The sequence below is a fragment of the Neoroseomonas soli genome, from assembly GCF_018129065.1.
In the GTDB taxonomy this organism is placed as follows: Bacteria; Pseudomonadota; Alphaproteobacteria; order Acetobacterales; family Acetobacteraceae; genus Neoroseomonas; species Neoroseomonas soli.
The window spans coordinates 1-802 of record NZ_JAAEDM010000205.1 but is presented as its reverse complement, the minus strand read 5'-3'; the positions used below and the strand labels follow the sequence as shown (position 1 = coordinate 802).

The window sequence follows — 802 nt, the reverse complement described above, 5'->3', positions numbered from 1 at the left end:
CGTGCCGCCCGCCGGCGCGCTGCCCGCCGGCCAGCCCCTGCCGCGCGGCTCGCTGCTCGACCTGCGCGTCTGACCGGCCGCCGGCACCCGAAGGCGAAGCGCGCGCGTCCCCACACCACCGCTTGCAGCGGCGTGGGGGGACAGCCCATGATTCGCCCATGTCCCGCTTCGTCCGGCGCATTCCCGAAGGCGATGACCGCGAGCGCCTGATGTGCCCCGATTGCGGGCACGTGGCCTATGAGAACCCCAAGGTCGTCGTCGGCAGCATCGTCGCCGAGGGCGACAGCGTCCTCCTCTGCCGCCGCGCCATCGAACCGCGCTCCGGCTTCTGGACCATCCCCGCCGGCTACATGGAGATGGGCGAGACCGTCGAGGAAGGCGCCCGCCGCGAGGCGTGGGAGGAAGCCCGCGCCCGCATCGCGCTCGAAGGCGTGCTCGCCGTCTATTCCATCGCCCGGCTGGGCCAGGTGCAGGTGATCTTCCGCGCCCGGCTGGAGGAGCCCGGCTTCGAGCCCGGCCCGGAAAGCCTCGAGGTCCGCCACTTCGCCTGGGGCGACATCCCCTGGGACGACATCGCCTTCCCCTCCGTCCGCTGGGCGCTGCGCGCCTGGCGGGAGGGCCGCCCGGGCGAGGTCGCGCTGAACCCGCCCGAGGACCGGCGCGGCATCCGCCCCCTGCCGGGAGGCGCGGAATGACCGGCCGGCGCGCGCTTCTCCTGGCGGGGCTCCTGATCCTGCCGGGCGTTGCCGCCGCGCAGACCGGCCCCGCCACGCCGGCGCGCCCGGCAACCCCGCGCCGCCGC

1 protein-coding gene is annotated in these 802 nt (G+C 75.9%); it reads left to right on the top strand.

Features of this window, described 5'->3' with window-relative positions:
- Positions 1-158 precede the first annotated feature (158 nt).
- A complete protein-coding gene (locus GXW76_RS25475; protein WP_211864933.1) occupies positions 159-695 on the top strand; it encodes an NUDIX hydrolase in 537 nt (178 codons plus the stop codon).
- Positions 696-802: the final 107 nt, after the last annotated feature.

Bases quoted from the DNA above. Each gene is read 5' to 3' on its own strand.
- GXW76_RS25475 (WP_211864933.1), top strand. From the start codon at position 159: ATGTCCCGCTTCGTCCGGCGCATTCCCGAAGGCGATGACCGCGAGCGC.